Below are 25,719 nucleotides of genomic sequence, written 5' to 3'. Positions count from 1 at the left end.
CTTTAAAAATCAGGCAGAACAAAATGTTCTGCCTGATCTGCCCCCTGTTAACAATCTGATATTACAATTTTTCTATATTTATCATGTGTTCCGTTCTGCATGGATACACCTACTGCTCCAAAAAGATAAGGTTTCTCTTCGTCTACAGCCTCCAGACAGCAGCCCTCTATTTCTGCGCTTATCTTGTTGCCGATGACCTGAACATCGATGCAGTATTCTTTCCCGCAGCCCCAGTCAAATGGAGTTTCTGCCAGAATACGGTATCCGTTATCATTTTTCAGGATTGCCGCTTTGCCGTCAGGAAGAAGTCCCACCGCATAAGAACGAATGGCTCCCTGCACTCTCACATTTACCATATGATGCTTTCCTGTCAGCGGTGTAAAGAAGAATTTTGCCCTGTAATCTCCCCAGTCATGTCTGCCGGTATATGCTTCTGCAAAATCTGAACAGGACAAATGCATTTCCCCGTCATTCAGATACATCAGGCCTTTTAATTTTGTAAACTGGCTGATCTCTTTATGCAGAACGGTCCACTGCTCTTCCGTTTCATTGGCAAAATCAATGGAATAGTCAGCTTTTCCATCCGCGTACAGGTCATCTATAAGCCCCACAAAATCAAACACCTGTGTATGGGTACCCTGCACATGGAAACATAAGCCAATCTCATCGATCAGGGCGCCTTCCAGGCTTGGAATGGTAAACTCCAGTTCTTTCCACTGGCCTCTGCAGAGATTTTCTCTGTTTCCCTCATAGATTTTATCTGCCCTGCTGTCTCTTGCGTAGAGACTCACCAGTGCATCCTCACCATATTCGGGGATCATTGCACTTCCATGGATGATCTGTCCCGGATATACAAGCGGAGAGAAACACGGATCGTATCTGCTGTCATGAAAATCTGCAGGTCTGTAGTGTGTCTTTTTATAAACAAATACGTTTTCTCCCGGCTCAACGTGTTTTGCCACAAATTTCAGGGAACGTGATCCTGTATATGCAGATTCATCCGTATTGATCACCGTACATTCCCTGTCTTTTCTTGCCCGTTTATCCAGTCCATCCACCCGGACACGCATTGCGTGGGTAGATCCCGGATATTCAAAGTGGCAGCTGTCAATTCTCTTCTGCGTAATCGTATTCCAGGGTTCCGGCATCTTTTCTCCCGCCACAGCATATGCCAGTTTCGCTATATAAGAGGCACCATATGGGATATCCATAATATTCATGGAACCCATAACACTTGAGCAGGCCAGGAAATCATTGATCGGTTTTCTCCATTTTTCGTAGTTAATACCGTCCAGTCCGTTTCTCACGCCCATGATCGTCGCTACGTTGCCAACGTTGCAGTCTGTATCCCAGCCGCACATATTGCAGATATTCAGTGTGTCTGTAAAGTCACCTTCCCCGTATAACAGTGCCAGAATCATCACTGCGATATTGGGGATGATATGGCAGTTTCCGGGATATTTATCATAGCCGTAATTGTCAAATATGTACCGGAAGCAGGCCCTCCAGTCGCCGGGGTTTTCATCATAGTATACCATGACTGCCCGCACTACTTTTGCATACTCGCATTCTCTCGGAATATAAGAGAGACCTTTTTCAATGATTTTCCTGATGTCCTTCTCCACAAAAGCATAGCTTATACATACAGCAACAAAAATACCGCCGTAAATACCATTTCCGTCATGTGTCACACTGGCGGCCTCTTTCGCATATTTTGCTGCCAGATCCGGATTTCCCGGTGTCACAAGTCCCCAGGTATCAATGAAAATCTGTCCGCCTATCTGTTCTGCCGTTGTACTTCCGTTTTGTTCGATACTTCCGCTTCGCGGAGCCGGAATCCCGTTTCTCAGATTCAGATACGCTGTATGCTCAGTAGATATCCCATAACCGCCCCACCAGAAAAATCCGTGTTCAAACGGCGCATAATTCAGAAGGGCCTCTGCCACATCCTGTGCCTGCAGTTCGTAATCATGATGTCCGTCTTCCAGTGCCCTCAGGAAAAACAGCGGGCCGTTGCTGTCATCATCCGCAGCAAATTCGTGGTAATCTACAGGATAATGGTCTAATTCACCGTAGATGTTTTTAATCTTTTCATAGGTCCATCCCTCTACCGGGGCACCCAGGCGGATACCGATAATCTTGGCAAGCCATCCTGCATAAATACCTTCAATAAACTCTGTTTTCATACTCAACCTCCCATCGAGCAGTCTGTTAATATTAACCTTTTACACTTCCGCTGGTCATACCTTCTATAAATTTACGGCTGAAGAACAGATACAGAATAATAACCGGTGCAATGGTTATAACGCTGGCTGTATAAATTCGTGCCATATTGGAACCATATTCTCCCGTAAATTTAACAAAACGTGTTGCTACAAGTTTCAGCTCTTCTGATGTGATAAATGTGTTAGACCACAAAAATTCATTCCACACATTAACAAAAACTAAAATCGCAATTGTGAGAAACATGGGCTTAGCAATGGGCAGTGTCACTCTCAAAAAGCTGTTCAACTCATTACATCCGTCAATCTTGGCTGCCTCCTCCAGTTCACGGGGAATACCGGCAAGAAAGGTCCTCAGCAGCAGCATATTAAACGGAATCTGCATTGCAGTATACACGATCATCAAACTCCATCTGGTATCTACCAGGCCCAGTTTATTCATAACAAAGTAATCCGGGACAATATACAAAAATCCAGGAAGAGAGATTGCCACGAAAAAGTATGCTGTAAAAAAGCCTCTCATCTTAAACTCCAGTTTACTGATCGAATACGCTCCCAGACCAACCACAACAAGCACCACAACAATTACTACAAAGGCTGTGAGCAGACTGTTGAAATAAGCAGTGGCATATCCGCCTATCTGCCACGTCTCCTGAAAGTTGTTAAAAACCCATTCTTTCGGCAGACCCAGCGGCATTGATTTACATTCCCGGTCTGTACGGAATGCATTTATGAAAACCTGAAATAGCGGAACTGCTGCAAACAATGCCATGATAATTAAAAATACATATTTGATAAAAGATGAAATCTTATATTTTGCCCCGATTTTCACTCCACTATTCATCTTCCATCCCTCCTTTTTTACTGATGTATTTCTGAAGGAAGTACAAAATCACACATATACCACTCTGTATTACACAAAGAGCATTGGCATAACCTGCCCTGTATTTCACAAAGGCGTTTTTGTAAATATAGGTGGACATGATTTCTGTGGCATTAGCAGGTCCGCCGTTTGTCATAATATATACGTAATCAAAGGTCAAGAATGACCACATTATTGTCATAATCAATACAAATGCTATTGTCTGTTTGATTCCCGGAATCGAAACATGAATCAATTCCTGGAAACGGTTTGCTCCGTCAACTCTGGCTGCCTCATATAAAGTAGGGTCTACCTGCTGTAATGCGCCTAAGAAGAGAACCATTATGAATCCCCACCAATGCCAGTTGTCCACAAATGCCACAGCAAACAATGCAATTTTAGGATTTCCAAGCCAAAGTACCTTTGACAGCTCTGTCCAGCCGGCTTTGGCAAACACCTGATTAAATCCATAATATGGATTCATATAAGCAGTCCAGATTTTACCTGCCACTGCAGCGGATATAACATAAGGAATAAAGTAAATCGTTCTGAAAAACATCTGGGATCTGCGGAGCTGACTCACTATGATTGCAACGATAAATCCCAGGATCAAGGGAACTGTAATGAAAATAAGCAGCCACTGAATGTTATGTACTACGGATAGTTTTACTAACGGATCTTTAAAAATTTCCGAAAAGTTTTTAAATCCTATGAATTTTGCGTTTCCCATTCCATTCCAGTCAAACAAAGACATCACCAGTGTACTTAAAGCTGGTCCTGTAACAATGCATGCATGGATAATAAATGCGGGAAGTATAAATAGGTATGGTACCATATGTCTTTTTTTAACTGTATTCATCTCTCCACCACCTGTAAAGTCTTCTTTCATAAAAAATACCGTACAGCCAACACCTCCATGCAGTGCGTACCTCCTTACATGAAGATTGGCTGCACGGTATTTCCAAGTTACTTAATCACTTTTATGGTTACTGTTCCACTGCTATTACGGTAATACCGGAATCGTATTGTCAGCAATTGCGGTATCTATATACGTCTGCGCCTGGGCCAGATAATCATCCACGGTAAGTGAACCAAGGAATAATGCATCCGTATTCTCATTCATATAAACCCTCATCTCAGATGGGTAGAACGTCCAGGAACAATAACCAATCTGGTTGTTTTTCTGTGCATCCATAAGTAGTTTATACTGATCTAACAGTTTCTCATCCATTCCTTCCAGTTTGGCAATATCAAACTCTTTCAGCGGGTATGGCTGATATCCTGCCTCATTGATGGACTGATAATGTCTGTCAAGGGAGGTAAACAGATAATTCAACACTTCTGCAGCCAGATCCGGGTTTTTGGAGTTTGCATTGATGGAATAACCACCGCCTGTAGCAAATGGAAGAATCTCGCCAATGTCTTCTTTCTGAGGCATCATTTCGGAATCCCAGTTACAATCCGGATATGTAGCTATAAGCTGGTTAGAAGCCCATGTTCCGTCAATCATCATAGCTGCGCGTCCTTCTGCAAAGAAAGCGACCATATCTTCATTTGTGATAGACTGAGATGCTTTATCACCGAGCCATCCTTCCTGCCACCAGTCAACCATAGTCTGGATAGATTCTTTGATCGGTTCGTCTGTATATTTTCCGGTTCCTTCCATAGCAGCTTTCACAGCTTTCGGACCACCGTAACAGCTTGTGAATGTTGAATACAGCCAGTCTACAGCACCCTGATAGTTGGAGTTGCCAAAGGCGATGGGAATAATACCTTTTTCCTGTATTTTCTTCATCAGCTCTACCAGTTCGTCCTGTGTCTTCGGTACTTCCCAGCCATTCTCTTTCATAACATCCATGTTATAGTACATTACCATACCTTCAAAAGAAGTAGGAAGTGAATACAGCTTTTCATTATAGAAACAGCTGTTGTAAGCCCAGTCATAAAACATATCCTTCCAGCCGTATTGATCTGCATATTTGCCTAAATCAAGCACTCTGTCAGCCTTTGCAAATTCCGCAACATCGGTAGGACCGTCCAAATCCAGGATATCCGGTCCGCCGCCGCCGGCAACCTCTACCTGAAGGCTCTGCCTGTCGCTGTACATTTTTATCTCGATATCCACGTCAGGAAATGCTTCTTTTAAAGGTTCATCAATGTATTTCTCACGTACTGCAACCTGGTTGTCATCTGCCAGATAACAGGATATCACCAGCTTTTCTTTGTCTTTGCTGTCCTTGGCGTCCTTGTCATCATCGGTCTTTGCTGTGCTCTCTGTCTGTTTATCATCCTCTCCGGCTGCTTTGTCATCCCCCGACGAACCGCACGCTGCCATGGATACTGCCATTGCCCCCGTCAAACATAACGCTAAAAATTTCTTCATGTTTTTCATAACTTTCCTCCTTAGAATACATTATATTTTCTCTATTTTAATTTTGCTTCCCGCAAAATCAGAGACCCGCGTTACTCTTCCTTTTACTGAGTTCCTCCAGTTCTTCCCTGCCCGGAATGGAACTCTGTGCCCCCTTTCTGGTAACTGCCAGAGAGGACGCCATATTTGCGAATACGATTGCCTCATCAAAGCTCATTTCCTCTGCCAGACCGGTGACAAATGCGCCATTAAAGCAGTCCCCCGCCGCTGTTGTATCCACAGCGGTCACTTTTCTGGCCGGAAATAATTTTTCTTTCCTGTCATTGACAAATAATACACCTTTGTCTCCCAGGGTAACCAGGATATTTTTCACACCTTTTTCAAGCAGAGCATGTGCACCGTTTCTGATGTTGTCCATGGTCATTTCCTGCTGTCCTGTCAGTTTTAACAATTCTGTCTCATTGGGGGTCAGGTAATCAATTTTCCCCCAAATATCTTCCGGCAGGCCATCCGGTGCCGGTGCCGGATTTAAGACCACGGTCTTTCCCAGCTCTTTTGCCCTTCTGATACCATAAAAAATGGTTTCATAGGGAATTTCCATCTGAAACATGACATAGTCACATTCTGCAAATAAAGCTTCATTTTGTTTTAAATACTCAACATCACAGGCTTCATTTGCACCGGAGATAACCACTATGCTGTTATCACCATCGTCATTTACATAGATAATTGCCGTACCCGTTGGCTTGCCCTCTATATTTCTGATATATGATGCATCCGTTCCGCTATTCGCAAGATTGTCTTTTAGTTTCTGTCCCAGGCTGTCATCTCCGACGCATCCGAGCATGGTTACTTTTCCGCCAAGTTTACCTGCTGCATATGCTTGATTCGCTCCTTTTCCTCCGGGTACATATGTAAGGTTTTTTCCAAGAACGGTCTCCCCTATCAACGGCATACGTTTCATTTCTATAACGATGTCCATATTCAAACTTCCGATAATCAGAATCCGTTTATCCAAGCTATTACCTCCATCAAATTTATTAAGAAAACCATTTCTTAAATTGTTTACCTATGCATGTATTGTACAGCCCTCTCTGTGCACTGTCAATAGTTTTTCTATTTTTTGTGAAATAAAACTATTTAAGAAAAAGTTTTCTTATGCATATTGCACATATATGTGATGCATTTTCCATTGACAAATCCCTCTCTATCCTTCATAATTAGAGAAAATAATGGTAAAAGAGGGATCTCATATGACAATCAAAGAAATCGCCAGCCTGGCCGGTGTCTCTATTTCAACGGTTTCCAAAATCGTTAACAACAAAGACCAGAATATCAATCCTGAGACCCGCAGCCGGGTACTGAAAATTGTAAAAGAATACAACTACACACCTTACGGCATGGTAAAAAATATATCCAATGCGAAGCGCTTTCTGCTGGGCGTTCTGCTGCGCACTGCCTCACAGACCAACCTGATGCTGAACGGCATCCTGCAGGCCGCCCAGGAACAGGGATATAATGTACTGCTCCTGGACAGTCTGAACAGCGCGGATACAGAGTTAAAGCACATTACATCTCTGTGCAAAAACAATGTGGACGGTGTGATCTGGGAGCCGGTGGATGAGAACAGTCCCCAGCATGAGCATTACTTTGCCGAACAGAATATATCTGTCAGCTATATCAACGCTCCTTATACCCTGCCTGCCTACAATATAGATTTTGAAAAAATGGGATACGTCCTGACGCAGAAACTGCTGGAGTATAAACACAGCAAGATCGCTTGTCTCGTGAAGGAAAAAAGCAGGCGTTCCGGCATGGTGTTTGAGGGATTCAAGAAATGTCTCTTTGACAATCAGATCCCCTATCATAAAAAGATGAAGCTTTACATCTCTGACCCGGCCTGCTGCTCCAGGATACTGAGCCATGGTTTTTCAGGCATAGTCAGCTCGCATTTTGCCTCCTCCCTGATCCTGTACGAGCAGATGGATAAACTGCACTATTACGTGCCCTCGGACCTGTCCCTGGTGAGCTTAAAGGATGATGTGCGGGAAGCAATCTCTTTCCCTCATATATCCAGTATCAAAATCCCTTACCGGGAGTTCGGTTACTATGTGTGCAGGAATCTGATCCAGAAATGTGAGAAAAAAGAGACGGCAGAACCGGAATATACTTTTGTCTCACAGTGCGATTTCGACAACGAGGACAGCCTTGACATTCCTTCCTTCTTCCGCGGGAAGAAGATCGTAGTGGTTGGCAGTATCAACACGGATATCACCTTCAATGTTGACTGGCTTCCCCAGGCGGGAAAGACCACCACGATCTTGAGTTCCACCACCACACTGGGAGGCAAAGGAGCCAACCAGTCTGTTGGCGCTGCCAAGCTTGGACGGGAAGTTTCTCTCATAGGGGAGATCGGCAATGACACGGATTCCACCTTTATTTTCGATATCCTGGAGAAAGAACAGGTGGCAACCCAGGGTGTGCACAGGGATATGAAGGCGCAGACCGGGAAGGCATATATCTATATTGAACGGGACGGCGAGGGAACCATCACGATCATGTCCGGAGCAAACGGCAATCTGAGCCCGGCAGACATACAGAAACGGCAGCATCTCTTTGAAAATGCCGGCTTCTGCCTGCTCTCCACTGAGATTCCCATTCAGACCGTTCTGGAGGCAGCGAAAACTGCCAGGAAATACGGGGCAAAAAATATTGTAAAGCCCGCTGCCCTGAAATCCATACCGGAACAGCTTCTGCAGAATACAGATATCTTTATCCCCAACCGTAAGGAAGCGGCCGCCCTGTGTCCCAAGTACAATACAGTGGAGGAACAGGCCGAATACTTTTACCAGAAAGGAATCAAGACAGTGATCATTACGCTTGGACATGAAGGCTGTTATCTGAAAACCGAGGATAACGCAAAGTATTTTCCGGCTGCGGATTTCATTTCCATTGATACCACCGGCGGTGCGGATGCTTTTATCTCAGCTCTGGCCTCTTTCCTGATCGAGGGGTATTCTCTGGAAAAGTCCATCCGGATCGCCACGTATGCTGCAGGCTTCTGTGTATCCAGGCAGGGCGTTGTTCCCGCCCTTGTGGACCACAACACCCTGGAAACCCATATCAAAAAACTGGAACCGGAACTTCTCAAATAGAAAATACAGGCACTTTTCTTAAAAAGTTGACTTTTTCGTCATTTCTGGTAAACTAAACGAATACGGTAACTTCCGCAAACAGGAGATGACACATGAAGATTCGACATAAGAAATGGCTGTATGCCGCGGTTTTCCTGACTTCTGCCCTGCTGCTTGCAGGATGCGAGAGCAAGGAGGAGCGCGCGGTCAAGGAGGCAGTTTCCGCGGAACTTGACCAGCTGAAAAGCCCGGATAAAAAGACCATTGAAAAATATCTCTCCGTCCATGAGCTTTTCCCTGACACAGACAACGGGGAGGAAAATGTGGACCCTGACATTGTCAAAATCTTTTAACGGTATTTTAAAGATTTCTCTTACACCATAGACAATGTCAAACTCAAAAATAAAAAGGCGGGCGCCACTGTCACCATCACCAACCTGGATGCCCATGCACTGGCAGAAGATTACACTGCCGCTGCGCTGAAAAAACGGATTACCTGCGACGCCAATCCCAGTCAGGTGGAATTTTCACTGAAGGATTCTTACCTGCTGCTCGGAGAGACGCTGAAAAAGAACGATTATAAACTGGTGGATACCACCTTTGACCTGACCCTCAGGCAAAAAGAAGAGACGTGGCATGTTGTTTATGACGAGAACCTGGACAATCAGATCACCGGCGGTTTTCTCTCCTACATGGCTGATTCCAATCTTCTGCCCCCTGAGGAAGTAGTCAAAATACACTTTGGCACCATCAAAGATTTTGACACGGAACAGCTTAACATCTATCTGTCCCTGGACAGCCTTCTGGATACGGATGACACATACAGCAGCTCCATTGCGCATGCCATGGCGGAACAGATCCGTGCCTGTTTTGATTTTAAGATCCTGGACGCAAAAAAGGATGAGCGCAATGCCCAGGTGAAAGTTCAGATCACCAGCAGTGATTTCAAAAGTATTGTGGCTTCTTACCAGGAACAGCTTTCCGGATGGCTGCAGACTTCCCAGGCCATGGCAGGAGGAGCCGAGGGGCGCCGTGAGAAGGAAAGACAGCTTCTTCTGGAAAGTATAGAGAAGAACAATGCCTCCACCACACGGGACGTGGACATTACTCTGGTCAATGACGGAACAAGCTGGAAGATGCAGATGGATGAAAATGTGGCACAGGCCATTCTCGGAGGCGTGGACAGCGCCCTGGCAGATGTGTCAGAGGATGTGGAATAGACGCACTTGTGCAGACGAAAAACAGAACACGATAAATGCCCGGACTTTAGCAAATCCAAAGCCGGGCATTTTTTTATACAAAAAATCCAGATATAATTTTTATAAGCAGCAAAATAAGAACCGTGACCACAATGGGGCGAACAATCTTCGTCCCGTTTTTTATCACCATACCGGAACCGATGTAGTGCCCTGCGATGCTGAACACGGCTGCCGCAAGTCCCAGAGAGATCACGATCTTGCCGCTGGAGAAAAAGGCAGCAAGGGCTGCCAGATTGGAAGCCAGATTGACAAGCTTCGTATTGCCTGAGGCTGTGCGGATATCCATGCCCGCAAGACCCGTGTAGACAAGCAGCAGAAAAGTGCCTGTCCCCGGCCCGTAGAAGCCGTCATATGTCCCTATGACCAAAGAGTCAGTGATAACAATGGCATATTTCTGTCCTTTTGCAAGCTGCCTCTTCTGTTTTGGCTCCATGCTTTTATTTTTCAGCACATAAAATGCCACTACAGGGAGCACCACGATCAGCATGAGCTTCAGCACCCTGTCACTGGCAGTCAGCGCCAGATTTGCTCCCATAAAGGAGCCCAAAAGCGCTGCCAGAACAGACGGTACCGCCAGCGGTATGTCCGCATATCCGTTTTTACAGTAGCGGGCCGTGGAGATGACCGTACCGGAGGCTGAGGACAGCTTATTGGTGGCAATGGCATTATGAATGGGAACTCCTGCCAAAAGATAAGCAGGCAGGGAGATCAATCCTCCCCCGCCTGCTATGGCATCTACAAAACTGGCTAAAAACACCAGCGGACATACAATCAGAAAGGAGACAGCACCTGGCTCCATTACTGCTCATCCTCCTGAACTTTCAGCGCGATCCCCAGTTCATCAAGCTGTTTTTCATCTACCGTGTTCGGTGCCTCGGACATCAGGCAGGAGGCATCCTTCACCTTCGGGAATGCGATAACTTCACGGATGGATTCCTCCTTAGCCATGAGCATGACCATACGGTCAAGGCCGTAAGCCAGTCCTGCGTGCGGCGGAACTCCGTATTTGAAGGCATCTAAAAGGAAACCGAACTGTTTATAAGCCTGCTCTTTTTCAAATCCCAGCGCTTCAAACATTTTTTCCTGCACATCGTTCTGATGGATACGCACGCTGCCTCCGCCAATCTCATTGCCGTTGAGTACAATATCATAGGCTTTTGCACGCACTGCACCCGGATCCGTATCCAGAAGCGGAATATCCTCCTCAAAAGGCATGGTGAACGGATGATGCATGGCTGTAAAACGGTTCTCTTCCTCTGACCACTCCAGAAGAGGGAACTCTGTGATCCACACAAAACGGTATTCCTCTTTATCAAACAACTCCATCTGACGCGCCAGTTCAAGACGCAGGGCACCCAATACATCCCATACAAGCTTCGTCTTGTCAGCGGCAAAGAGAAGCAGGTCGCCTGCCTCACCCTGCATGGCTTCTATGAGGGCCTTCATCTCCTCCTCTTTCATGAATTTGGCGAAGGAGGATTTTACACTGCCGTCCTCCTGGATGGCAATATAAGCCAAACCTTTGGCGCCGTATCCTTTGGCAAATTCCACCAGCTTGTCGATCTTCTTTCTCGGCATGCTGCCCTGTCCCTTGGCATTGATGCCGCGGACACTGCCGCCTGCCTCAAGGGCATTCTTGAACACAGCAAATTCACAGCCTTTTACCACCTCAGACACATCCGTAAGCTCCATGCCGAAACGCAGGTCCGGTTTGTCGGAGCCAAAGCGGTTCATAGCCTCTGTCCAGGTCATTCTCTGAATGGGAAGCTGCACTTCCACGCCCAGAACCTCTTTAAAGAGGAATGCCAGCATACGCTCATTGACATCAATGACATCATCCACATCCACAAAGGAGAGCTCCATATCAATCTGTGTAAATTCCGGCTGGCGGTCAGCGCGAAGGTCCTCATCGCGGAAGCACTTGGCAATCTGGAAATACCTGTCATACCCGGAGCACATCAGAAGCTGTTTAAAAATCTGGGGAGACTGAGGCAGTGCATAAAAGCTGCCCGGATGCACACGGCTGGGAACCAGGTAATCCCTTGCCCCCTCCGGAGTGCTCTTATTCAGGATTGGCGTCTCAATCTCCAGAAAACCTTCATTTGCCAGGAACTGGCGTACCAGCACAGCTACCCGGGACCGCATGATCAGGTTTCTCTGCAGGTCCGGTCTTCTAAGATCAAGATAACGGTATTTTAAGCGCACTTCCTCTCTTGTCTTGCTGTTCTCCTCAATGGGGAACGGAGGTGTCTCAGACTCGGACAGGATACGCAGGGCACCTGCCCGCACTTCTATCTCGCCTGTCTTCAGATTTTCATTCACAGCGCCGGATCGCGCCTCCACGCGTCCTGTCACAGCGATCACAAATTCGCTTCTCAGTCTTCCTGCTTTTTCAAAGCCTTCCTCATCAATATCGCCGTTTTCAAAGATGATCTGCATGATACCGGAACGGTCACGCAAATCCACGAAGACGATTCCGCCTTTGTTGCGGCTCTTCTGCACCCAGCCCATAAGGGTTACTGTGCTTCCGATCTCTGCTTTTGTCACTTCCGTACATCTATGGGTTCTTTTTAACCCGTTCATTGATTCTGCCATTGTGTCAGTTCTCCTTAATTCCTCATTTATGTTATTACAATGTAAGCCCGGTACCCAAAACCTGTCAGTCGTTGTATACTTCTTCGATGGTTTCGTATCCCTCTGCCATAAGTTGTTCTTTCTGGAATTTTTTGTTCTTCTTCATGTATACAATATTCACATTTTTGCCGGATTTTCTCTCTTCCCCGGCCTTTTTCACTATCTCCACCAGTTTTTCGGAACTCAGCTTCTTATCCAGCAGGTATGCTTTCTTATCCATGCTGCCCGGTACCTGGAATCCTCTCTCCATGAGCAGCATTACAATACGCTCAAATCCAATAGAAAATCCGGTTGCCGGTGTGGGGGTTCCCGTAAATTTGCCGATCATCTCATCGTAGCGTCCGCCGCCGCCCACGCTGCCTGCGAAACCGTCGATGCAGATCTCAAAGATGGGTCCTGTATAGTAAGACATACCGCGCACCAGTGTGGGGTCAAAGACAATCCTAAAGTTGGCAGTCTTTGCCTCTGTCACACTCTCAATGATCGTGGACATATTGTCAGCCACATCCGGGTCCAGGAAGCCTTCCAGTTTTTCTTTGCAGTAGTTTACACCGTCAATGCCCTCTCCGATAGCGTCGAACAGAGCGATGTATTTTTCAATGCCCTCTTTTGGGAATCCGGCCTCTTCCAGCTCTGCTGCAACGCCTTCCTTGCCGATCTTATCCATTTTATCCAGAATGATGAACACCTGGTCATAAGACTCCTCCGGGAATCCGCTGTAGGCAGCCATGGCTTTTAAGAAACGGCGGTCATTGATACGGATGGCAAAGCTCTCGAATTCCAGCCTGCCCACCAGTGTGGAAGTTGCCAGGATAACATCGATCTCAGCCAGATTGGTGGGATCACCCAAAATGTCAATATCACACTGCATAAACTGACGGAAACGTCCTCTCTGGGGCCTGTCCGCACGGAATACATTTCCCATCTGCAGAGCTTTGAAGGGGGACGGAAGCTCATTGGCGTTGTTGGAATAAAAACGGCTGAGCGGAACTGTCAGGTCATAGCGCAGACCGCTGTCAACCAAGTCATTCTCCTCTTTTGCCTCGTCGATTCTCAGTTTCTCTCCTCTTTTCAGAATACGGAAGATCAGTTTCTCATTGTCGCCGCCCTGTTTGCTGGTCAGGTTTTCAATGTGCTCCACACATGGTGTTTCCATGGATGTGAATCCAAACTCTTTGTAGGTCTCCTTGATCAGTCCGATCACATAATCACGGATTTCCATTTCTCTCGGCAGAATATCTTTCATTCCTGTAACTGGTTTTTTCTTTAACTGCATAATGTTCTCTCCTCTTCTCATTCATTTTCATGTATTGCTCTCTGAAATGCAAGAAAGACCTGCATGTCAAAATTCTTAACTTCATCAATCACCATCTTCATGGCCGTCTCGCTGGAAAAGGCATCACGGTACGTCCGTTTTGAGGTGAGCGCTGCGTATACGTCACAGATTCTCAGGATTCTGGCTCCCATGGGTATCTTTTCCCCCGCCAGATTTTCCGGGTATCCGCTTCCGTCATAATTCTCATGATGATAGTAAATGCTGTCCAGAACAAACCGGGAATAGCCCCTGTCCTTCAGACTCTCATATCCCAGCTCCGGATGGCGCCTGACATATTTCATCTCCTCCACTACCATGGGATTCTCCTCCCCGGCAATGTAGTTGTAAAGCCGCAGCTTCCCGATATCGTGAAGCACTCCGGCCACTGCCAGTTCATGACAGGTTTCCTCGGAAAGGCCCATCTGCTTTCCCACACGGAAAGCCAGGTTACTCACCTGAATGCCATGCTCGATTTCTTTTTCCAGATTGAAACTAATCAGATGCTTCTGTGTATTTGCCATTTCCGCCATCCCCGCTCTTTATATTCAGATACGTTTCCAGCCCAATCCGTTTTCTGTCCATCATTTCATCAATTCTGGTGATATAATTTGTCACGTCTTTTACATTCTCAGCCCGTTCTATGCGCTCCCCGTTTTGGAACACAAACTTGGTGGAGGCTCCCGCCCCTGCCGCCAGAATGGACTGCTTCTCTTCCATGATCAGAATATTGTAGATGCCGGCTTTTCCCGGTTTTGCATATCCCACATTCTCCAGGTTGCCTGACATATTCTTCTGTCTGTACAGATAGTAGGGACCCATGCCGCTTTCCCGGGCATAATCCATACACATATCCATGATCTCCTGGTTGTTTTCAAAGGTCATCTCTTCGTACTGCTCCCTGAACAGATGAAGCCTGGTGGCCCTCTTGACTGCCAGTGAATGTACGGTCAGGCTGTCCGGGTCCAGGGCCTTTACCTCCTCCAGTGTGTGCCTTACATCCTCTGCACATTCTCCGGGCAGGCCTACGATCAAATCCATATTGATATTATCAAATCCGCATTCCCTCGCCAGAGCGAAGGCGTGTCGCGTGTCCTCCACCGTGTGCTTCCGTCCTATGAGATCCAGTGTCTTCTGGTTCATGGTCTGGGGATTCACGGAAATCCTTGTGACCGGATGCCTTTTGATCGCCATAAGCTTCTCTCTGGTGATACTGTCCGGCCTTCCTGCCTCCACGGTATATTCCTTCACCTGTTCCACCGGAAAACATGCCTCAATATGGCCAAGCAGCCGCTCCAGTTGTTCCGGTTCCAGGGTGGTGGGAGTCCCGCCGCCGATATATATGGTGTCAAGGGTGCGCACCTTCATCGTCTCTCCAATGTAAGTCAGTTCCCTGCAGAGCGCATCCAGATATTCATCCACTTTATCTCTCCATCTCGCTAAAGGAGATGAGCTGAAAGAACAGTACAGGCAGATACTCGGACAGAAGGGAATTCCCACATAGAGGCTGTACCCGTTCCGGTAGTCAATATCTTTTAACAGGTCCCGTTCCCGGTTGGCTATGGTAACTGCCAGCGCGGTCTTGGCATTACTGGTGAAATACGTGCGGCGCATATAGTCCGCAGTCTCCGCATTGCTCATCCCCGACTCGATCAGCCCCATGGCGATCTTGGTGGGACGGATACCCGTCAGGTTGCCCCAGGGAAGGGTGATTCCCGTCTCCTGTACAAGACCTCTGTATAAAATCTGTTTCAGTATGTTCTTTCTCTCTTTTCTGTCCTGCCCTTTTTCAAAGCGGGCCGCTTCTCCGAATATAATTTCTCCATCCCTCTCCAGGGAGAGGTGCGTCTCCTCCTCCCCGTAGGTGATTCTCACCAGCAGGTCCCAGGCTTTGTCCTCCTGCCCCTCTTCTGTATAGAAGTTCTCCACTTCCTCCTGGGGATAGAAGGCCTTGACCAGGGTATAGGCATCATATTCAAAATCTCTTTTATTAAATGAAATGCCAATCATATAGGTTCCTCTTTCCTGAACAGTTGCCTCTTTCTTTCGTATTTTATAGATAGGGATTATATGATCGCTCATGATGGATGCTGGTCTCCTCCCCGTGTCCGGGGTAAATCTTCACATCCTCAGGTAAATGGTTGATAATCTTATTCAAACTCTCCTGCATCTTCGCAAAATTGCCGCCGGGCAGATCACATCTGCCGCAGTTTTCACAGAAAATGGTGTCCCCGCTCATGAGCACACCTTCGTCTTCGATATAATAACAGCAGGACCCCTCCGTGTGTCCGGGAGTCAGGTACATTTTTATCTGAAAACCCGCAAGTTCAAAAACATCCCCATCCTCCAGAAAGCAGTCCGCCTTCACAGTGCAATTGGTGCCCTCCCAGGATGCGGACAGATTTAACCGGGGGTCTGTGAGCATTTCTTCCTCCGCTCTCGCCGCATAGACAGGCACCTGCCACTTTTTCTGCAGCTCACTTACTGCCATAATATGGTCATAGTGTCCGTGGGTCAGGAGTATCCCTGCCGGTTTTCCCCCGATCCGGTCAATCGTACGGCAGATACGCTCCGCCTCAGCTGCGGGGTCAACCACAAGGATCTCCCCGCTCTGTGTATTTTTCAGGAAATAGCAGTTGGTCATGACCGGACCAACCACAATTCCTCTCAGGTTCAGATTCTTCATATCTCGACTCCTTAGCCGGTAGTACGCCCGATATCCAGGACGCTCTCTACCTGTCTGATTTTTTCCACCAGGCTGCCCAGTTCTTCCTTGCTCTTAATGTCAAAGGCAATGTTAATGGTGGCACGTCCCTGCTTGCTGGTTCTGGTATTCATGGACGTGATATCAATTTTCCTCTCTGTAAAGATCTTGGAAATGTCAACCAGAAGACCGGTGCGGTTATTGGCATACACATTGATCTCCGCCGTGTACTGCTCCCCGTCGCCTACGCTCTCTGCCTGCCATTCAGCATCGATCAGGCGCTCCCTGTCCTCCAGGGACATATTGATGATATTGATACAGTCTGTGCGGTGGATGGTAACGCCGCGTCCCCTTGTCACATAGCCTACGATCTCGTCGCCGGGAATAGGGTTGCAGCATCTGGAAAACCGGACGGAGACATCATGGATCCCCTTCACCACAATGCCGCTCTTGCTTTTGCGGATGTGCAGTTTATCTTTACTCTCCTCCGCGGCTTCCAGCACCTTCTCGTCTGTCAGTTCGCTCTTGTGGTCCTTCGTGTAAATCTCCAGGAGCTTGTTGATGACCTGGCCTTCCTTCAGACCGCCGTGTCCTACAGCCGCCAGTACGGAATCCCAGTCACGGAAACCGTATTTTTTCATAACGGATTCCAGGTATTTGGGCTTTGTCAGATTTCCCAGTCCGATGCCTTTTAGCTTGGCATATTGGGTGAGCATATCCTTGCCCTTTAAAATGTTGTCCTCTTTTAACTCCTGTTTGAACCACTGGTTGATCTTGTTCTTGGCCTGGGTGCTCTTCACCACCTTGAGCCAGTCGCGGCTTGGTCCTTTGGAGTTCTGAGAGGTGATGATCTCGATCCGGTCTCCGTTCTTGATCACATAGTCAATGGGAACCAGCTTTCCGTTCACTCTGGCACCCACCATCTTGTTGCCCACCGCACTATGTACATTATAGGCAAAGTCAATGGGAGTGGAGCCGTTCGGCAGTGTCTTCACATCTCCTGCCGGAGTAAAGCAGTACACACTCTCGGAAAACAGGTCCAGATCGCTTTTTAAGAGGCTTAAAAATTCCTTGTTGTCGGACATATCCCGCTGCCACTCCAGGATCTGGCGCAGCCAGCTCATCTTCTCCTCTTCCTGCTGGGTCACATTTGCCTTGCTGCTGTTTGATGCCTCCTTGTATTTCCAGTGGGCCGCAATACCGTATTCTGCGGTGCGGTGCATCTCAAAGGTACGGATCTGGATCTCAAAAGGCTGTCCGTTTGGTCCGATCAATGTGGTGTGCAGTGACTGGTACATATTGGGCTTTGGCATAGCAATGTAGTCCTTAAACCGGCCCGGAATGGGCTTGTACATCTCATGGATGATTCCCAGAGATGCGTAGCAGTCCTTCACTGTATCCACAATGATGCGGACCGCAAATAAATCATAGATCTGGTCCAGGGTCTTATCCTGGTTGACCATCTTCTTATATATACTGAAAAAATGCTTTACACGCCCGTCGATCTGGGCGTGAATGCCTGCATTCTCGATCTGGTCCCGGACGCCGTTCACGATTTCGCTTACAAAGGCTTCCCGCTCACTTCTGCGCAGGTTGATCTTTTCCACCAGGTCGTAGTAGACTTCCGGCTCCAGATATTTTAAGGACAGATCGTCCAGCTCGATCTTCACCTTGGAAATACCGAGTCTCTGGGCTATGGGAGCATAGATGTCCATGGTCTCCCTTGCCTTCTCCTTCTGCTTGTGGGGAGGCATGTATTTCAGTGTCCTCATATTGTGCAGCCTATCGGCCAGCTTTATCAGGATGACTCGGATATCTTTCGCCATGGCAAGGAACATTTTTCTTAAGTTCTCTGCCTGGACCTCCACCTTGTCGGCGGAGTAGTTCAACTGGCCCAGCTTGGTGACGCCGTCCACCAAAAGGGCCACCTCTGCGCCGAACTCCTGGGTGATCTCCTCCGTGGTCATGACCGTATCTTCCACCACATCATGGAGCAGGCCGGCCACGATCGTCTCCTTATCAAGCTCCAGATCCGCCAGGATGATCCCCACACAGAGGGGATGAATGATATAAGGCTCGCCGGACTTGCGCACCTGCCCTTCATGGGCATCTCTTGCAATCCGGTAAGCCTTCTCAATCATAGATATATCGGTGGAGGGATGGTACTTCTGCACACTGGAAATAAGCTCTTCATACAAAACAGAAGGGCTTGTAAAATCTTCCATTGTCTTCACACTTGCATCTGCCTTTTTAATTTTCGCTAATTCATCATCCAGAAGTGTTGCCTCTTTACTTTTCTCCATCTGCCATCACCTGATTTCTATTTACCTTCATAACATATAACGGAAGCCACATCGTAATCTTTTAAACGCTCTCTGCCATTGAGTCCGGCCAGTTCCATGAGGGTTATGATCTTCACCACTTTCCCTCCAAGCTCCTCCACCATTCTGGCTGTCGCTTCAATGGTACCGCCTGTGGCGATCAGATCATCCACCAGCACCACGTTCTGTCCCGGTGTGATGGAATCCTTATGCATCTCTATGGTCGCACTTCCGTATTCCAGCTCATAACTGCTCTCAATGGTCTCGCAGGGCAGTTTCCCCTTCTTTCGTATCAGTACAAAGGGCTTATGTAAATTGTAGGCAATAGGTGCCCCGAATATAAAGCCCCTGGACTCCGCGCCGGCAATCACATCCACCTCCACGCCGTCCAAAAGGGCCTGCATGGAATCCACCGCCAGTGCAAATCCATCTGCATCCTGCAATATGCTGGTCACATCTCTGAAAATGATTCCCGGCTCAGGAAAATCCGGGATACTGCGCACATATTCCTCAATCTTCTTCATAACTCTCTCCTGCCTTTAGTTTCATCAAATTATCTCACTATATGTCAACTATACTCAGATTTTGGGTGTAGTCTTTAGTATATCATCTTTTTTTAACATAATCAAATGTAATTTTGAACGATAATTTCAATACTTTCCCTGCCATTATAGGCATTTATGGATGGATAGTATGCAACAGACCATCTGGGCTTCTCTTTTATCCGCTCCACAAAGGCATCCCCTTCACCGAACCACACGCCCTGTGCCTCACATCCGTTCTCGTCAAAGAGCTTCATCTTCACCACATTCCTGTTCTTTCCGAAGACGCGGCAGTTCTCAATACGGACGTTTTTCTGTGCAAACAGAGGCTTGGTGTTTCCCTTGCCGAACGGCTCCAGCAGGGAAAGCTGGCGTATCAGAGGCATGTTCACGTAGGAAATGGGCATGGGCACGTCGATCAGCACCTTCTGTGCCATGTCCTCCTCTGTAAGAGTACAATTTTCATTGAGCATCTGCCGGAAAGGCTCCACATTTTCCTCAGGAAGGGAAAGCCCCGCTGCCATGGGATGTCCGCCGAACTTTGACAGCAGCTCCCTGCATTTTGTAAGTTCCCTGAACATGTGGTAGGTCTCTATGGAGCGGCCGGAGCCCTTGACCCCCTCCTCCGCTTTTGTAAGGACAAATACCGGTTTGCTGTACCGCTCCCGGATACGGCCGGCGATAATGCCTGCCAGACTCTCATGACACTTGGGAAGGTAGATGACAAGTACCCTGTCCTCATGAAGAGATGTGTTCTCCACCATCTCTGCCGCTTCCTCCACACCTTTTGCTGTCATATCCTTTCTGCTGTCGTTGAGTGCTTTCAAATCCGCCGCCAGAGCTGCCGCTTCCTCCCGGTCACGGCACAGAAGCAGGTTCAGCGCTCTTTTGGCTGTGCTCAGGCGCCCGCTGGCATTCATACAGGGACCGATAACAAAGCCGATATGGTAAGCGGTAAGAGGCCTGTCATCCAGATTATTGACATGAATCAGAGCTTTTAATCCCAGATTCTGCGTGTGCATGATTCTTTTCAGTCCTTCTTTTACCATGATCCTGTTCTCATCCTGCAGGTCCATCACATCCCCCACGGTGGCGATAGCTGCAAATTCAATGAGTTCCTCCGTCTCTGAAGCAGGAATTTCCATCCGCTCATAAAGGCCGCAGATGACCTTGTAGGCTACCATGGCCCCGCAGATCCCCTTGTAAGGATAAGGGCAGTCCTGCTGTTTTGGATTTACAATGGCATCCGCGTCGGGGAGAAAGGTCCGCACACTGCCGTCCTCCTGTTCCTCATAGGGAATCTCATGATGGTCTGTCACCACCACGGTCATGCCGAGGCTTTTGGCGTAAGCGATCTGCTCCAGGGCGCTGATGCCGTTGTCGCAGGTCACAATGGTGTCTGTATTTGCCGCCAAAGCCAGGTCGATCAGTTCTTTGCTGATGCCGTATCCGTCTTTCATCCTGTCCGGAATATCCACATCCACACAGGCCCCTGCGCGGCGAAGGCCAATGAGCAGAATATAGGTGGAACAGATGCCGTCAATATCGTAATCCCCGATGATCCTGATCTTTTTTCCTTCCCTGATCTTATGTATCAGAATGTCAAGAGCTGTGTCCATTCCCTTTAACAGCTTCCAGGAGTGAAGGCCCGTAAGCTTTCCATGCAGATATCTGTCGATCTCCTCATCTGTTATCTGTTCCCTGTTCCGTATCAGTCTTGCTATGACCGGGTCCACGCCGAACTTCCTGCTTATTTCATAAAAATCCGCTTTCTTGGCGGAAATCACCCATTTTTCCATCTGCTGTACTCTCCGTCTTCTTCTATTTTAAAAGAAAGGAGCGCTGCTGCTGCAGCACCCCTTCCCCATTTTAAGCCATTTTCTTTTTGATTTTTGTCTTCATGACATACCACAGAGCGCCTGTGATGCACACGGAGGAATATCCGCCGCACACAATACCAACCATCAGCGGCAGGGCAAACTCTCTTACAGAGGAAACGCCCAGCACGAACAGCAGGAACACCATGATAAAGGTTGTCAGTGAAGTATAGATACTTCTTGTCAGAGTCTGTGTGATACTGTTGTTGACCAGCTCTTCCAGATCCGCTTTCTTTCTGGACACTGCCATGTTCTCACGGATACGGTCAAAGATAACGATCGTGGCATTGATGGAGTAACCTACAATGGTCAGCATACATGCGATAAAGGTATTGCCCACAGACACTCTGGCCACTGCATAGAAGGCCAGAACTACCAGCACATCGTGAAGCAGAGCTACAACTGCACTGCTGGCGAACCGGATATCCTTGAAACGCAGCCAAATGTACAGCAACATCAGGATCGTGGCGATCACCACTGCCTTCACCGCGTCCGCACGCATCTCATTGCTGACAGTGGAGGAAATGCTCTCGGTTGCGATCAGATCTTCTTCCACATCAAACTCGTCCACCAGGGCCTTATTAAGAGCTTCTCTTGTCTTAACATCCAGTGTGATGGTCTTGATGATAACCTGGTTGGTGCCCACCACCTTTGTGGCCTGCACATTGTTGTCACCGGTAACCTCTTCCACAATGGGAACTACCTTTGCGTCAATCTCTTTGATGTCCATATTGTCATGAAATGTCACATTGGTGGATGTACCGCCTTTGAACTCCAGGCTGTATTTCAGCGCATCCCCTGTGCTGGTTTTGAACACACCCATGGCAATGGGCGCGCAGAGAACCAGAATGATGGAGACCGCAAAGAAGATTTTTCTCTTCTGTAAAAAGCGGACCGGCTGTCTCTCTTTTTTTCTGCCGTAGAACTTTTCGTCGCGGATTCCCACAGCGAACATGGCATAGGCAATGAAGCGGGAAACTACCAGCGCGGTGAACATGGACAGAACAATACCAAGTGCCAGTGTCTGTGCAAAACCTTTTACTGTACCGGAGCCAAGCCAGTTCAGCACAAACGCCGCGATCAGCGTAGTGATATTGCCGTCAAAGATCGCAGAGAACGCTTTCTGAAATCCGTTCTGGATGGCAGTCCGCACGTTTCTTCCAAGGGCGATCTCCTCCTGGATACGGGCGTATATGATGACGTTTGCATCCACCGCCATACCGATGGACAGGATAATACCTGCAATACCCGGCAGAGTCAGTGTCAGGTCAAATGCGTTCAGGCATATGAGATCCAGACATGTATAGATAATCAGCGCAATGCCGGATACAAGACCGGGAATCCTGTATACGAAGATCATGAACAGGATAACAAGTGCAAGTCCGATTCCTGCAGCCTTCACACTGCTGGCAATGGCTTCCTCACCTAACTGTGCGGCAACCACGTTGGAACGAAGCTCGCTCAGCTCCAGCTTCAGACCACCGATACGGATGGTGGAAGCCAGGTTCTCAGCCTCAGCAGAATCCTTCATACCGGAAATCTGGGCATTGCCGTCTTTGATCTCCGCGTTTACATTGGGTACACTGACGAATTTGCCGTCATAGTAGATACCAATGCTGTCATGGCTGTCCTCAAAGGCAGCTTTTGTCGCCTCCGCGAATTTTGTGGTTCCCTCCTCTGTCAGAGTCAGATCCACCACATTTTCTTTGTTCTTTAAATCGTTTTCAATGATAGCAGCCTTTGCTGTCTTAACCTCTGTACCTGTCAGGACAATGGAACCATCCTCCTGCAGTTCCTCAATAGTCTTGTTCAGAACATACTCTGTGCCGTTAAAGGTGTAGTTCTCAGAACCGTCAGAACCCTTGTGTGCAATAAAATACAGGGATCCCGGTTTTCCCAGCTCTTCCAGAATCTGGTTGGCATCCGTAACACCCGGGATTTCTACGTTGATCCTGTTTGTACCCTCTTTGTAAACCTGGGCCTCGGAGCTGTACTGCTCCACTCGTTTTTGTAATTTGTAGATAGTGTCCGCCATCTCATCGTCTGTGGGGTTCTTCTTTGACGCCTCGTATGTAATGCTGACACCGCCTGCCAGATCAAGGCCGGTCTTAATGTGTTTTGCGGCACCTGTTCCGGTGGGACCCAGTCCGACTGCGGAGGTGAATACCAGGAAACCGGTAATCAGAACCGTCAGCACAAGTACGAGAATACCTCTGCTTTTCTTCATTGTTCTTTCCCTTCTTTACTTTTAGTCTTTATGTGTGTCATGATGTATGCTATTGTTCCGCCAAAGCAGCTTTTATCATAATGGCACATTCCACTCGCTTGCGCTGCAGTTCACAGCCAAGGTCATAGACATCATTGATGGAGCCGTGGAAATTATAGGAATTTGCCGCACATCCGCCGCTGCAGTAAAATCTGGCGAAGCACTCCCGGCATTTTTCCTTTGCATATACATTACACTCTTTGAACGCATCGCGGATCTCCGGCTTCTGTACACCGTCCCACACATTGCCCATGAGGAATTTTTCCTCACCGACAAACTGATGGCAGGGATACAGGTCACCCCATGGTGTCACAGCCAGATATTCGGTTCCGGAACCGCAGCCGGAAAGCCGCTTATACACACAGGGACCTCCCGTCAGGTCTATCATAAAGTGGAAAAAGTTAAAGCCTCTTCCCTCTTTTTCCCTCTTGATGATCTCTTTTGCCAGCTTGTCATACTCCTCACAGATTTTCGGGACATCCTCCCACTGAAGCGCATATTCTTCTTTTTCATCCGCCACCACAGGCTCCACGGAAATCTGTTCAAATCCCAGGTCCGCCAGATGGAGCACATCTTTGGAAAAATCCAGGTTATGACGGGTAAAGGTACCTCTGGCATAATATTTCTTCTGCCCTCTGCTGTCGGCAAATTTCTGGAATTTCGGTACCACCAGGTCATAGCTGCCCGCTCCTTTTCGGAAGGGACGCATAAAATCATGGACTTCCCTGCGGCCGTCAATACTGAGCACTACGTTGTCCATCTCTTTGTTGGCAAATTCCATAATCTCATCATTGAGCAGGACGCCGTTTGTTGTGAGTGTAAAGCGAAAATGCTTGTTGTGGATTTTTTCCTGGGAACGGCCGTAGGCCACAAGGTCTTTGACCACCTTCCAGTTCATAAGCGGCTCCCCGCCGAAGAAATCCACCTCCAGGTTCTTCCTGTTGCCGGAATTGGCGATCAGAAAATCCAGCGCCTGTTTTCCCACTTCATAGGACATCATGGCCCTGCGTCCATGATACTCCCCTTCCTCCGCAAAACAGTAACGGCAGGCCAGGTTGCAGTCGTGGGCAATATGCAGGCAGAGAGCCTTCACCACTGTGGGCCTGTCCTTAAAACTGTCGATTGCTTTTTCGTACACATCCTCTGTAAACAGCATCTGCTCTTTTTTGAGCACCGCGCATTCCTCAAGAGCAGTTTTAATATCTTCCTCCTGATACCTGTCTTTCAGGGCAGTGAGTATCTCCTCCTCACTTTTTCCCTCATCCAGCAGACCGACCATGTCGTAGACAATCTCATCCACCACATGCACGGAACCGCTGTTTACATCGAGTACAATGTTGTATCCATTATTTTTATAACGATGAATCACAGTATTTTTCCTTTCCTGTAACTATTCAGTCAGCTGAACAGTTAACCTTTCTTCTCTTAGTATGCCGTACAATGAATAAGCAGCGGCTTTTATACCGCTGCTTCTGATGTCTTCCTATGACAGCAAATTATTCTTGATAACAGGAAGTTCGTGAAGCGCAGTTCCTGTTATTTATTCTCGCAGCTCTGATTTCCTACTGTGCAGGATGTTTTACAGGCTGACTGGCAGGATGTCTGGCACTCACCGCAACCGCCTTTTTTTACTGTATTCTGTAAGTTTTTTGTATTTAATGTTTTGATATGTTCCATGACATATTCCTCCCTGTGCTTAAATGTAATTCTATGCGTCTGCACGCTTGTGGCTATTATAGCATATCTATAACCGGCAAGGCAAGTATTTCTTTCGTAATTCAAGTGAACCTATCCCGGTTCCTGCAAGCGGAACTCTCACGACAACATACCGCCCAGGGCGCCTCCCAGAAAACAGAGAAAATAGGTGACTGCCATCTCCTTAAAATCAGCGGATATCTGATGCTCCGTCAAAAATGTGACTGCGGTCAGAAGCACTGCATAGCCAATCCCCAGCGCCATTCCCCACAGGTATCTCTGGTTTCCTACTTTTTTTCCAAGATAGAAGCCTCCCAGAAAACAGGACACTATGTAAATAATCAGGATACCCAGGTTCACCTGGTTTTCTCCCAGTCCCATCTTGTACAGAAGAAGCGCCAGAAGAAGCAGCATAAGGCCGGTTGCCAGGTAAGCTGCCAGCAGCGCCTTCATCATCAGTAGAGGTTTTGATTGTTTTGCAACTGTCTGCTCCATAAAGAAACCCTCCCATATGTATATA

The 25,719-nt window shown here is 47.7% G+C and carries 21 protein-coding genes; 3 read left to right on the top strand and 18 right to left on the bottom strand.

Going from position 1 to position 25,719, the window contains the following annotated elements; all coding sequences use genetic code 11:
• Positions 1-47: 47 nt before the first annotated feature.
• From MUB35_RS11435 to rbsK, 5 genes are all read right to left on the bottom strand, one after another.
• Complete coding sequence (locus MUB35_RS11435; RefSeq protein ID WP_052098975.1) at positions 48-2,186, bottom strand: ADP-ribosylglycohydrolase family protein; 2,139 nt, start codon at positions 2,184-2,186, stop codon at positions 48-50.
• A 31-nt stretch (positions 2,187-2,217) separates the two neighbouring features.
• Complete coding sequence (locus MUB35_RS11430; protein WP_052098977.1) at positions 2,218-3,066, bottom strand: carbohydrate ABC transporter permease; 849 nt, start codon at positions 3,064-3,066, stop codon at positions 2,218-2,220.
• Positions 3,059-3,943: a carbohydrate ABC transporter permease gene (locus MUB35_RS11425; protein ID WP_158587310.1), complete on the bottom strand. Its 885-nt coding sequence runs from the start codon at positions 3,941-3,943 to the stop codon at positions 3,059-3,061. The genes MUB35_RS11430 and MUB35_RS11425 overlap by 8 nt, the downstream gene beginning before the upstream one ends.
• 144 nt (positions 3,944-4,087) lie before the next feature.
• Positions 4,088-5,476 carry an ABC transporter substrate-binding protein gene (locus tag MUB35_RS11420; RefSeq protein WP_033139711.1) on the bottom strand — a complete coding sequence of 463 codons (1,389 nt, stop codon included), beginning with the start codon at positions 5,474-5,476 and terminating at the stop codon, positions 4,088-4,090.
• A gap of 58 nt (positions 5,477-5,534) precedes the next feature.
• Entirely contained in the window at positions 5,535-6,473 is a 939-nt protein-coding gene (gene rbsK / locus MUB35_RS11415) for a ribokinase (RefSeq protein ID WP_033139712.1), read from the bottom strand.
• A gap of 235 nt (positions 6,474-6,708) precedes the next feature.
• On the opposite strand from rbsK, the gene MUB35_RS11410 reads away from it, so the two are divergent.
• The 3 genes from MUB35_RS11410 to MUB35_RS11400 all read left to right on the top strand — a co-directional run bounded on the left by MUB35_RS11410 (position 6,709) and on the right by MUB35_RS11400 (position 9,809).
• A complete protein-coding gene (locus MUB35_RS11410; RefSeq protein WP_148393443.1) occupies positions 6,709-8,610 on the top strand; it encodes a PfkB family carbohydrate kinase in 1,902 nt (633 codons plus the stop codon).
• A gap of 92 nt (positions 8,611-8,702) precedes the next feature.
• Positions 8,703-8,942, top strand: a complete 240-nt coding sequence (locus MUB35_RS11405; RefSeq protein ID WP_244806221.1) for a hypothetical protein — start codon at positions 8,703-8,705, stop codon at positions 8,940-8,942.
• A 165-nt stretch (positions 8,943-9,107) separates the two neighbouring features.
• The gene (locus tag MUB35_RS11400) at positions 9,108-9,809 is read left to right on the top strand and encodes a hypothetical protein (protein WP_244806220.1); all 702 of its coding nucleotides are present in this window, start codon (positions 9,108-9,110) and stop codon (positions 9,807-9,809) included.
• Between the two features lie 73 nt (positions 9,810-9,882).
• On the opposite strand, the gene MUB35_RS11395 is transcribed toward MUB35_RS11400, so the two are convergent.
• From MUB35_RS11395 to MUB35_RS11335, 13 genes are all read right to left on the bottom strand, one after another.
• Positions 9,883-10,647 (bottom strand): sulfite exporter TauE/SafE family protein, encoded by a 765-nt coding sequence (locus MUB35_RS11395; protein WP_244806219.1) that lies wholly within the window; start codon positions 10,645-10,647, stop codon positions 9,883-9,885.
• Positions 10,647-12,443, bottom strand: a complete 1,797-nt coding sequence (gene aspS, locus MUB35_RS11390; protein ID WP_033139715.1) for an aspartate--tRNA ligase — start codon at positions 12,441-12,443, stop codon at positions 10,647-10,649. The genes MUB35_RS11395 and aspS overlap by 1 nt, the downstream gene beginning before the upstream one ends.
• A gap of 64 nt (positions 12,444-12,507) precedes the next feature.
• Entirely contained in the window at positions 12,508-13,758 is a 1,251-nt protein-coding gene (gene hisS / locus MUB35_RS11385; protein WP_033139716.1) for a histidine--tRNA ligase, read from the bottom strand.
• A gap of 17 nt (positions 13,759-13,775) precedes the next feature.
• Positions 13,776-14,318 carry an HD-GYP domain-containing protein gene (locus tag MUB35_RS11380; RefSeq protein ID WP_033139717.1) on the bottom strand — a complete coding sequence of 181 codons (543 nt, stop codon included), beginning with the start codon at positions 14,316-14,318 and terminating at the stop codon, positions 13,776-13,778.
• On the bottom strand, positions 14,290-15,804 hold the full coding sequence (gene hemZ / locus MUB35_RS11375) for a coproporphyrinogen dehydrogenase HemZ (RefSeq protein WP_148393489.1): 1,515 nt from the start codon (positions 15,802-15,804) through the stop codon (positions 14,290-14,292). Before hemZ ends, MUB35_RS11380 begins: the two co-directional genes overlap by 29 nt.
• Before the next feature lie 43 nt (positions 15,805-15,847).
• Positions 15,848-16,480, bottom strand: coding sequence for an MBL fold metallo-hydrolase (locus MUB35_RS11370; RefSeq protein ID WP_033139718.1), 633 nt, complete (start codon positions 16,478-16,480; stop codon positions 15,848-15,850).
• Positions 16,481-16,491: 11 nt separating this feature from the next.
• Entirely contained in the window at positions 16,492-18,801 is a 2,310-nt protein-coding gene (locus tag MUB35_RS11365) for a RelA/SpoT family protein (protein WP_033139719.1), read from the bottom strand.
• Between the two features lie 17 nt (positions 18,802-18,818).
• Positions 18,819-19,343 carry an adenine phosphoribosyltransferase gene (locus MUB35_RS11360; protein WP_033139720.1) on the bottom strand — a complete coding sequence of 175 codons (525 nt, stop codon included), beginning with the start codon at positions 19,341-19,343 and terminating at the stop codon, positions 18,819-18,821.
• Between the two features lie 101 nt (positions 19,344-19,444).
• On the bottom strand, positions 19,445-21,160 hold the full coding sequence (gene recJ, locus MUB35_RS11355; protein WP_244806218.1) for a single-stranded-DNA-specific exonuclease RecJ: 1,716 nt from the start codon (positions 21,158-21,160) through the stop codon (positions 19,445-19,447).
• A gap of 70 nt (positions 21,161-21,230) precedes the next feature.
• Positions 21,231-23,465, bottom strand: a complete 2,235-nt coding sequence (gene secD, locus MUB35_RS11350) for a protein translocase subunit SecD (RefSeq protein ID WP_244806217.1) — start codon at positions 23,463-23,465, stop codon at positions 21,231-21,233.
• Between the two features lie 49 nt (positions 23,466-23,514).
• Positions 23,515-24,873 carry a thioether cross-link-forming SCIFF peptide maturase gene (gene scfB / locus MUB35_RS11345; protein ID WP_033139723.1) on the bottom strand — a complete coding sequence of 453 codons (1,359 nt, stop codon included), beginning with the start codon at positions 24,871-24,873 and terminating at the stop codon, positions 23,515-23,517.
• Between the two features lie 167 nt (positions 24,874-25,040).
• Positions 25,041-25,181 carry a six-cysteine ranthipeptide SCIFF gene (gene scfA / locus MUB35_RS11340; RefSeq protein ID WP_015541285.1) on the bottom strand — a complete coding sequence of 47 codons (141 nt, stop codon included), beginning with the start codon at positions 25,179-25,181 and terminating at the stop codon, positions 25,041-25,043.
• 138 nt (positions 25,182-25,319) lie between these two features.
• On the bottom strand, positions 25,320-25,694 hold the full coding sequence (locus MUB35_RS11335; protein WP_033139724.1) for a TIGR04086 family membrane protein: 375 nt from the start codon (positions 25,692-25,694) through the stop codon (positions 25,320-25,322).
• Positions 25,695-25,719 lie beyond the last annotated feature (25 nt).

Origin of the sequence: Blautia sp. NSJ-175 (assembly GCF_022867815.1) — a bacterium.
Lineage (GTDB): Bacteria > Bacillota > Clostridia > Lachnospirales > Lachnospiraceae > Blautia > Blautia celeris.
The sequence above is the reverse complement of the archived record's forward strand: the minus strand, read 5'-3'. Positions and strand labels throughout refer to the sequence as shown.

Bases quoted from the DNA above. Each gene is read 5' to 3' on its own strand.
- MUB35_RS11435 (WP_052098975.1), bottom strand. From the start codon at position 2,186: ATGAAAACAGAGTTTATTGAAGGTATTTATGCAGGATGGCTTGCCAAG.
- MUB35_RS11430 (WP_052098977.1), bottom strand. From the start codon at position 3,066: ATGAATAGTGGAGTGAAAATCGGGGCAAAATATAAGATTTCATCTTTT.
- MUB35_RS11425 (WP_158587310.1), bottom strand. From the start codon at position 3,943: ATGAATACAGTTAAAAAAAGACATATGGTACCATACCTATTTATACTT.
- MUB35_RS11420 (WP_033139711.1), bottom strand. From the start codon at position 5,476: ATGAAAAACATGAAGAAATTTTTAGCGTTATGTTTGACGGGGGCAATG.
- MUB35_RS11410 (WP_148393443.1), top strand. From the start codon at position 6,709: ATGACAATCAAAGAAATCGCCAGCCTGGCCGGTGTCTCTATTTCAACG.
- MUB35_RS11405 (WP_244806221.1), top strand. From the start codon at position 8,703: ATGAAGATTCGACATAAGAAATGGCTGTATGCCGCGGTTTTCCTGACT.
- MUB35_RS11395 (WP_244806219.1), bottom strand. From the start codon at position 10,647: ATGGAGCCAGGTGCTGTCTCCTTTCTGATTGTATGTCCGCTGGTGTTT.
- aspS (WP_033139715.1), bottom strand. From the start codon at position 12,443: ATGGCAGAATCAATGAACGGGTTAAAAAGAACCCATAGATGTACGGAA.
- hisS (WP_033139716.1), bottom strand. From the start codon at position 13,758: ATGCAGTTAAAGAAAAAACCAGTTACAGGAATGAAAGATATTCTGCCG.
- MUB35_RS11380 (WP_033139717.1), bottom strand. From the start codon at position 14,318: ATGGCAAATACACAGAAGCATCTGATTAGTTTCAATCTGGAAAAAGAA.
- hemZ (WP_148393489.1), bottom strand. From the start codon at position 15,804: ATGATTGGCATTTCATTTAATAAAAGAGATTTTGAATATGATGCCTAT.
- MUB35_RS11370 (WP_033139718.1), bottom strand. From the start codon at position 16,480: ATGAAGAATCTGAACCTGAGAGGAATTGTGGTTGGTCCGGTCATGACC.
- MUB35_RS11365 (WP_033139719.1), bottom strand. From the start codon at position 18,801: ATGGAGAAAAGTAAAGAGGCAACACTTCTGGATGATGAATTAGCGAAA.
- MUB35_RS11360 (WP_033139720.1), bottom strand. From the start codon at position 19,343: ATGAAGAAGATTGAGGAATATGTGCGCAGTATCCCGGATTTTCCTGAG.
- recJ (WP_244806218.1), bottom strand. From the start codon at position 21,160: ATGGAAAAATGGGTGATTTCCGCCAAGAAAGCGGATTTTTATGAAATA.
- secD (WP_244806217.1), bottom strand. From the start codon at position 23,465: ATGAAGAAAAGCAGAGGTATTCTCGTACTTGTGCTGACGGTTCTGATT.
- scfA (WP_015541285.1), bottom strand. From the start codon at position 25,181: ATGGAACATATCAAAACATTAAATACAAAAAACTTACAGAATACAGTA.
- MUB35_RS11335 (WP_033139724.1), bottom strand. From the start codon at position 25,694: ATGGAGCAGACAGTTGCAAAACAATCAAAACCTCTACTGATGATGAAG.